At 72.7% G+C, this 2,266-nt stretch carries 2 protein-coding genes and 1 pseudogene; all 3 read left to right on the top strand.

Features of this window, described 5'->3' with window-relative positions; translation table 11 throughout:
- Positions 1-1,335 (top strand): annotated as a pseudogene (locus GTW40_RS30460) (hypothetical protein); the annotation flags it as partial.
- A 9-nt stretch (positions 1,336-1,344) separates the two neighbouring features.
- The gene (locus GTW40_RS30455; RefSeq protein ID WP_018544706.1) at positions 1,345-1,758 is read left to right on the top strand and encodes a roadblock/LC7 domain-containing protein; all 414 of its coding nucleotides are present in this window, start codon (positions 1,345-1,347) and stop codon (positions 1,756-1,758) included.
- A gap of 111 nt (positions 1,759-1,869) precedes the next feature.
- Positions 1,870-2,266, top strand: a 397-nt coding sequence (locus tag GTW40_RS30450) for a DUF742 domain-containing protein (RefSeq protein WP_161183362.1), incomplete at its 3' end; no start/stop codon positions are given.

Below are 2,266 nucleotides of genomic sequence, written 5' to 3'. Positions count from 1 at the left end.
CCGCGAGGCGGTGCCGACCAGGGCCGTCAGCCCCAGCTGCCGCCGCGTGGCGGTCCGCGTGCCGAGCTGCCCGGCGGCAACCCGCAGCAGCGCGGCCCGGAGTGGGGCGACGCCCCGCAGAACCGTGCGTCGATGGACACCCCACGCGGCCACGACGAGCAGGCCCCGCACACCGCGCGGATGCCGCGCGTGGACGACCGCCAGGGCGCGGGCGCGACCGCGGAGATGCCCCGCATCGACGCGCACGACCCGTCCGGCACCGGCGAGTTCCCCCGCCAGGACCTGTACGGCAACAACGAGGGCCAGTTCGCCCGGCCCGGCACGGGCAACCCGCAGCACAACACGGGTCAGTTCGCCCGGCCCGGCGCCAACGAGCAGCAGAACACGGGCCAGTTCCAGCGGCCCGGCATGAACGACCAGCACAACAACGGTCAGTTCGCGCGGCCCGGCTCCAACGAGCAGCAGAACACCGGTCAGTTCCAGCGGCCCGGCGCCCAGCAGGGCAACCGGTTCGCCCAGCAGGGCGGCGGCCACGACCCGTACGCCCAGAACAACGGCTTCGGCGGCCCGGCCAATGGCCAGGACCCGCAGAGCACCGGCCAGTTCGCGGCGCCGCAGGCGTACGACGGCGGCGGTTACGACGCGGGCAACACCGGTCAGCACGCGCTGCCGGGCAGCCACGGCGCGAGCGGACCGCACACCGGTCAGTTCGAGCGTCCGCAGCAGGGCGGTCACGGGGACTTCGGCGCGCAGCGCCCGCAGTTCCCGCAGCGCCAGGCGGCCCCCGAGCCCGACCGGGCTCCCGCGCAGCGCCAGGCGCCGAACGAGGGCTGGGCGGCGCTGCCCCCGGCCGGTGCTCCCGGCGACGGCCGTACCCCGCTGTACGACACGCTGGAGACCAACTGGTTCCACGGCGGCGGCCAGCAGGAGGCCGGGCAGGCCCCCGCTCCGGCGGCCCCGGCCGCTCACCAGCAGGCGCCCGCCCAGGCTCCGGCTCCGCAGCGTGCCGCGGCTCCCGCCTCCTCCTCGTCCACCACGGGCTCCTGGCGCACCTCGCCGAACGACGAGATCGTCCGGCAGGCCGAGCGCGTACGGCAGCCCGCGGCGGGCGGCATCACCACCTCCGGTCTGCCGCGCCGTGTGCCCAAGGCGAACCTCGTCCCGGGCACCGCACAGCAACAGCAGCAGACCCCGACCGGTCCGCAGGTTTCGCGCTCCCCCGACGAGGTGCGCGGCCGGCTGACCAATCTCCGCCGGGGCATCGCGCAGGGCCGCCAGGCCGGCAACGGCCAGACCGGCAGCTTTTCCAGCCCCACTCACCAGCAGGAGCGTTAGTTGAGTCCGATGAGCCAGGCGGCACAGAACCTGAACTGGTTGATCACCAACTTCGTGGACAACACCCCAGGGGTGTCCCACACGGTGGTGGTCTCCGCCGACGGCCTTCTGCTGGCGATGTCCGAAGGTTTCCCCCGTGACCGCGCCGACCAGCTGGCCGCGGTCGCCTCCGGGCTGACCTCTCTCACGGCCGGGGCTTCCCGGATCTTCGAGGGAGGCAGCGTGTCGCAGACCGTCGTCGAGATGGAACGCGGCTTCCTCTTCCTCATGTCCGTCTCGGACGGGTCGTCCCTCGCGGTTCTGGCCCACCCCGAGTGCGACATCGGTCTCGTCGGCTACGAGATGGCGCTGCTCGTCGACCGCGCGGGTGCGGTACTCACCCCGGATCTGCGCGCCGAACTACAAGGCAGTCTGCTCCACTGACCCGCCCCGGCACCACCCACCTCACAAAACAACCGTCCGGCCGCCACAATCCCCCCACCGGCCCCGTCAGACGGCACGACTGACCGACTTGCTGTCCCGCCCGGAGGATTCATGACCCCGCCCAACGCCTCTCATGATCCGTACGCGGAGTCGTACGGCGATGAGGGGGACCAGCCGCTGGTCCGTCCGTACGCGATGACCGGCGGCCGGACGCGGCCGCGCTATCAGCTCGCCATCGAGGCGCTGATCAGCACGACGGCCGACCCGGCAGCGCTCATGGGACTGCTCCCGGAGCACCAGCGCATCTGCCAACTGTGCGTCGAGGTGAAGTCGGTCGCGGAGGTGTCCGCGCTACTGGCCATGCCGCTCGGTGTGGCCCGGATTCTGGTCGCCGACCTCGCCGAGGCCGGCCTGGTCGCCATCCACCAGCCGGGTGGCGACGAGAACAACGGCGGCGCTCCCGATGTGACGCTGCTCGAAAGGGTGCTCAGTGGACTTCGCAAGCTCT

Origin of the sequence: Streptomyces sp. SID4985 (assembly GCF_009863025.1) — a bacterium.
Taxonomy (GTDB): Bacteria; Actinomycetota; Actinomycetes; order Streptomycetales; family Streptomycetaceae; genus Streptomyces.
This window is presented reverse-complemented; position numbering and strand designations above follow the sequence as displayed.